This window comes from Spirillospora sp. NPDC046719, assembly GCF_040645715.1.
Taxonomy (GTDB): Bacteria; Actinomycetota; Actinomycetes; order Streptosporangiales; family Streptosporangiaceae; genus Spirillospora.
In genome coordinates this window covers 1-5,553 of sequence record NZ_JBEYYT010000528.1, presented here as the reverse complement: position 1 = coordinate 5,553, position 5,553 = coordinate 1, and the positions used below count along the sequence as shown (strand labels likewise).

At 72.8% G+C, this 5,553-nt stretch carries 4 protein-coding genes; all 4 read left to right on the top strand.

Annotated features, from left to right (window positions below; genetic code table 11):
* On the top strand, positions 1–777 hold a 777-nt coding region (locus ABZ914_RS45065; protein ID WP_500200838.1), incomplete at its 5' end, for a Cgl0159 family (beta/alpha)8-fold protein.
* 102 nt (positions 778–879) lie between these two features.
* Complete coding sequence (iolD, locus tag ABZ914_RS45060; protein WP_500200837.1) at positions 880–2,730, top strand: 3D-(3,5/4)-trihydroxycyclohexane-1,2-dione acylhydrolase (decyclizing); 1,851 nt, start codon at positions 880–882, stop codon at positions 2,728–2,730.
* A gap of 9 nt (positions 2,731–2,739) precedes the next feature.
* On the top strand, positions 2,740–4,221 hold the full coding sequence (locus tag ABZ914_RS45055) for a CoA-acylating methylmalonate-semialdehyde dehydrogenase (RefSeq protein WP_500200836.1): 1,482 nt from the start codon (positions 2,740–2,742) through the stop codon (positions 4,219–4,221).
* Between the two features lie 176 nt (positions 4,222–4,397).
* On the top strand, positions 4,398–5,081 hold the full coding sequence (locus ABZ914_RS45050) for an MgtC/SapB family protein (RefSeq protein ID WP_463043169.1): 684 nt from the start codon (positions 4,398–4,400) through the stop codon (positions 5,079–5,081).
* Positions 5,082–5,553 lie beyond the last annotated feature (472 nt).

Genomic DNA, 5,553 nt, shown 5'->3' with positions numbered 1-5,553 from the left:
GCCGGCGCCACCGGACGGCTGATGATCGTCGCCGCCGACCATCCGGCGCGCGGCGCGCTCGCCGCCGGCGGCGACCCCTTCGCGATGGCCGACCGCGGCGAGCTGCTCGACCGGCTCTGCACCGCGCTGGACCGCCCCGGCGTGGACGGCGTGCTCGCCGCCCCCGACATCGTCGAGGACCTGCTGCTCCTCGGCGTGCTGGACGGCAAGGTCGTGATCGGCTCGATGAACCGCGGCGGCCTGGCCGGCGCGTCCTTCGAGATCGACGACCGGTTCACCGCCTACAGCGCGGACGCGATCGCCGCGTCCCGGCTGGACGGCGGCAAGGTGCTGCTGCGGGTGGACGACGACGACCCCGCCACCGCCGACACCCTGGAGGGCTGCGCGCGGGCGGTGTCCGCGCTCGCCGGGCACGGGCTGCTGGCGATGGTCGAGCCGTTCATCTCCCGCCGCGTCGACGGCCGCGTCCGCAACGTGCTGACGCCGGAGGCGATGATCCGGGCCGTCTCGATCGCGTCCGCGCTCGGCACCACGTCGGCGCGGACCTGGCTGAAGGTCCCGGTCGTCCCGGACATGGAACGGGTGATGGCCGCGTCGACGCTGCCCGCGCTGCTGCTCGGCGGCGAGGTCGCCGACGACCCGCGCGCCGCGCTGGACGGGTGGCGGCGCGCGCTGCGGCTCCCGACGGTGCGCGGGCTGATCGTCGGCCGGTCGCTGCTGTACCCGAGGGACGGCGACGTCGCGGGCGCGGTGGACGCGGCCGTGGACGCGCTGTGAGCGGTGGACGCCCTGTGAGCGGCGGAGTGACCTGTGAGCGGCGGAGTGCCTGTGAGCAGTGGAGTGAACGGTGAGGGGGGCGCTGTGAAGGAGAAGAAGGCGATGAGGTTGACGGTCGGGCAGGCGCTGGTGCGCTTCCTGGCGGCGCAGTGGTCGGAGCGCGACGGGCGCGAGCAGCGGTTCTTCCCGGGGTGCTTCGGGATCTTCGGGCACGGGAACGTGGCGGGGATCGGGCAGGCGCTGCTGGAGTACGGCGAGGAGATGCCGTACTACATGGCCCGCAACGAGCAGGCGATGGTGCACACCGCGTCGGGCTTCGCGCGGATGAACGACCGCTTGTCGACGCTGGCGTGCACGACCTCGATCGGGCCGGGCGCGACGAACATGGTCACGGGCGCGGCGCTGGCGACCATCAACCGGCTGCCCGTGCTGCTGCTGCCGGGGGACATCTTCGCGACCCGTCCGGCCAACCCCGTCCTTCAGGAGTTGGAGGACGGGCGGTCCCATGACGTGTCGGTCAACGACTGCTTCAAGCCGGTATCGAAGTACTGGGACCGCATCAACCGCCCCGAGCAGCTCCCCAGCGCCCTGATGGCCGCCATGCGCGTCCTCACCGATCCGGTAGAGACCGGAGCGGTCACGCTGTCGCTGCCCCAGGACGTCCAGGCCGAAGCGTTCGACTGGCCCGAGGAACTGTTCGCCCGGCGTGTGTGGCGCATCCCGCGCCCGCTGCCGGAGGCCCGCGACCTCGACGACGCGTGCGAGGCGCTGCGGTCGGCGGAACGTCCGCTCATCGTCGCGGGCGGCGGCGTCATCTACTCCGGCGCCACCGACGCGCTGCACGCGTTCGCCGAACGCACCGGCATCCCCGTCGCGGAGACGCAGGCGGGGAAGGGCTCGCTGGCCTGGGACCACCCGTCCGCCGTCGGCGCGATCGGAGCCACCGGCTCCACCGCGGCCAACGCGCTCGCCCGCGACGCAGACGTGGTCGTCGGCATCGGCACCCGCTACAGCGACTTCACCACCGCGTCGCACAGCCTCTTCCAGAACCCCGGCGTCCGGTTCGTCAACATCAACGTCGCCCGCGCCGACGCGTTCAAGCTCGGCGGTACCACCGTCGTCGCCGACGCGCGCGAGGCCCTCACCGCACTGGACGCCGCCCTCGCCGGATGGACGGCACCGGACGCCCACCGCGAGAACGCGCGGGACCTGACAGCCCGATGGAACACCGTCGTCGACGGCGCCTACGCCCTCGACCACGGCGACCCGCCCGCCCAGTCGCGGATCATCGGCATCGTCAACGAGGAGTCCGGCCCCCGGGACGTGGTCGTCTGCGCGGCCGGCTCCATGCCCGGCGACCTCCACCGGCTCTGGCGCACCCGCGACCCCAAGGGCTACCACGTCGAGTACGGCTACTCCTGCATGGGCTACGAGATCGCCGGCGGCCTCGGCGTGAAGATGGCCGACCCGTCCCGCGAGGTGTACGTCATGGTCGGTGACGGCTCCTACCTGATGATGGCGCAGGAGCTCACCACCGCCGTCGCCGAGGGGATCAAGCTCGTCGTCGTCCTCGTCCAGAACCACGGCTACGCCTCCATCGGCAACCTCTCCGAGACCGTCGGCGCCGACCGGTTCGGCACCCGGCACCGCGTCCGCACCGGCACCGGGCTCGACGGCGCGCCCATCCCCGTCGACCTCGCCGCCAACGCCGCCAGCCTCGGCGCCGACGTCCTCCGCGCGACCGGCGCCGACGAGTTCCGCGCCGCCCTCCGCAAGGCCGCCGCCTCGCCCCGCACCACCGTCGTCCACGTCGAGACCGACCCGCTCGCCCCCGCCCCCGGCAGCGACGCCTGGTGGGACGTCCCCGTCGCCGAGACCTCCGAGCGCGGCGCGACGCGGGACGCCCGCGCCCGCTACGACGACGCCAAGAAGGCCCAGCGCCGCTACCTGTGAAAGGAAATCATGAGCCTGATTCAGCACCGGATCGGCGGTGTCGAGGTCGGCGGAGGCAGCACCGCCCCCGTGCACGATCCCGCGACCGGCGAGCGGTCCGGTGAGGTCGTCCTCGGCCGCGCCGCCGAGGTGAACGCCGCCGTCGGCGCCGCCGCCCGCGCCTTCGAGACCTGGCAGGACGTCTCGCAGGCCCGCCGCACCCGCATCATGTTCGCCTTCCGCGACCTCCTCGAACGGCACGAGGACGAGATCGCCCGGCTCGTCACCGCCGAGCACGGCAAGGTCCTCGACGACGCCCGCGGCGAGATCGTCCGCGGCCGCGAGGTCGTCGAGTTCGCCTGCGGCATCCCGCAGGCCCTCAAGGGCGAGTACTCCGACCAGGTGTCCTCCGGCATCGACGCCTACTCCTTCCGGCAGCCGCTGGGTGTGTGCGCGGGCATCGTCCCGTTCAACTTCCCGGTGATGGTGCCGCTGTGGATGCACCCCATCGCGATCGCCACCGGGAACACGTTCGTGCTGAAGCCGAGCGAGCGCGTCCCGTCGGCGTCCGCGTTCATCGCCGACCTGTACGCCGAGGCCGGGCTCCCCGACGGCGTCTTCAACGTGCTGAACGGCGACCGCGAGACCGCCGACGCCCTCATCCGGCACCCCGACGTCGCCGCCGTGTCGTTCGTCGGGTCCACGCCCGTCGCGCGGCACGTCCACGAGACCGCCACCGCCGCCGGCAAGCGCGTCCAGGCCCTCGGCGGCGCCAAGAACCACGCCGTCGTCCTCCCCGACGCCGACCTCGACCACGCCGCCGACCAGATCACCTCCGCCGCCTACGGCTCCGCCGGGCAGCGCTGCATGGCGATCTCCGTCGTCGTCGCCGTCGGCGAGGCCGCCGACCCCCTCGTCGCGCGGCTCGCCGACCGCGCCCGCGCCGTCAAGGTCGGGCCCGGCGCCGACCCCGGCTCCGACATGGGCCCCCTGATCAGCGAGGACGCCCTGCGCCGCGTCACCGGCCACGTCGACGCCGCGCAGGCCGCCGGCGCCACCGTCGTCGTCGACGGCCGCGGACGCCCCGGCCCCGGCTACTTCCTCGGGCCCTGCCTGCTCGACGGCGTCGGCACCGACCTGCCCGCCTACACCGAGGAGATCTTCGGGCCCGTCCTGATCGTCCTGCGCGCCGGGAGCCTCGACGAGGCCATCGCCCTCGTCAACGCCAACCCGCACGGCAACGGCACCGCGATCTTCACCTCGTCCGGCGAGGCGGCCCGCCGCTACCAGCGCGCCGTCCACGTCGGCATGGTCGGGATCAACGTGCCGATCCCGGTTCCGATGGCGTTCTACTCCTTCGGCGGCTGGAAGGCGTCCCTGTTCGGCGACACCCACATCCACGGGCCCGAGGGCGTCCGCTTCTACACGCGCGCCAAGGCCATCACGTCCCGGTGGCCCGAACCGCAGGCCGCGTCCACCGCCGGCGAGCTGTCCTTCCCGACCGCGACCTGACCCGCCGAGCCGCCCCGGCCCCCACCGGGGCGGCCAACGCGGACCACCGCGGCGCGGGCCGTCGCGGATCGTCGACCGGATCGGAGGACCAGGTAGTGACAGGTCAAGGACTCGTCCAGATCGGCGAACTCTTACTGGCCCTCGTGCTCTCCGCATGCATCGGCCTTGAAAGGGGCGTGCGCAACAAGAGCGCCGGCCTCCGCACGCACACCCTCGTCGGCGTCGGCGCCGCCCTGTTCATGCTGGTCAGCAAGTACGGTTTCCAGCACGCCCCCGGGCCCGTCGCGTTCGACCCGTCCCGCGTCGCCGCCCAGATCGTCTCCGGCATCGGCTTCATCGGCGGCGGACTCATCTTCGTCCGCCGCGACGCCGTCCGCGGCCTCACCACCGCCGCCGTCGTCTGGGTGACCGCCGCCGTCGGAATGGCCGCGGGGGGCGGGCTCTGGCTGCTCGCGATCGCGGGGACCGCCGGGCACTTCCTCGTCGTCTACGGGCTGAGCGCGCTCACCCGTCGGCTGCCGCTGGACCGGTTCCGGCCCGCCGACCGGACCCGCATGCGGCTGGTCTACCGCGACGGACGCGGCGCCCTCCGCCGCGTCCTCGTCGAATGCACCCAGCGCGGCTTCGCCGTCATCGAGGCCGACGTGGAACGCGAGCACCTGCCGGACGACTCCGACTCCGAGCGCGGCCGCGACGAGCGCCGCGACCGGGAGGAGCCCGCGCACCGCCGAGGCCGCTGGAACGCCGTCGTCACCGTCGTACTCGAAGGGCCCGGCTCGATACCCGACCTGACCGCCGTCCTGAGCGAGCTCCCCGACGTCGTCGCCGTCACCACAGGCGCCGACCGCGACGACGAGTAGCCCGGCTTCTAACGGTTCCGCTCGGATGCTTGGGCGCTCTTATGTGAATCAACATCGAGAGCCATCCCATCTCTCAATGAGCACCGAATAGGCAGCAAGTCGCGGCGACTTTTTCGGCATCAAGACCAGGAGCCAGACCGGGTAGCCAGGCGGCGGACACGTGGCAGCAAGTCATGGCGCTAGTCATAGCAGCGTGTCACGGCGGCATGTCACGACGGCGAGTCACGACGGCGAGTCACTGCAGCGAGTCACTGCAGCGAGTGACGGCAGCGAGTGACGGCAGCGAGTGACGGCAGCGAGTGACGGCAGCGAGTGACGGCAGCGAGTGACGGCAGCGAGTGACGGCAGCGAGTGACGGCAGCAGCGCAGTAGGGCAAGAGAGGTGTTCGGGTGGTGGGGTGGCGCTTGCGTACGGGGCCGCCCCTCCAAAGTCAAGGGCGCCTTCGGCGTCGCTTCGCGATGGACTTCGTCC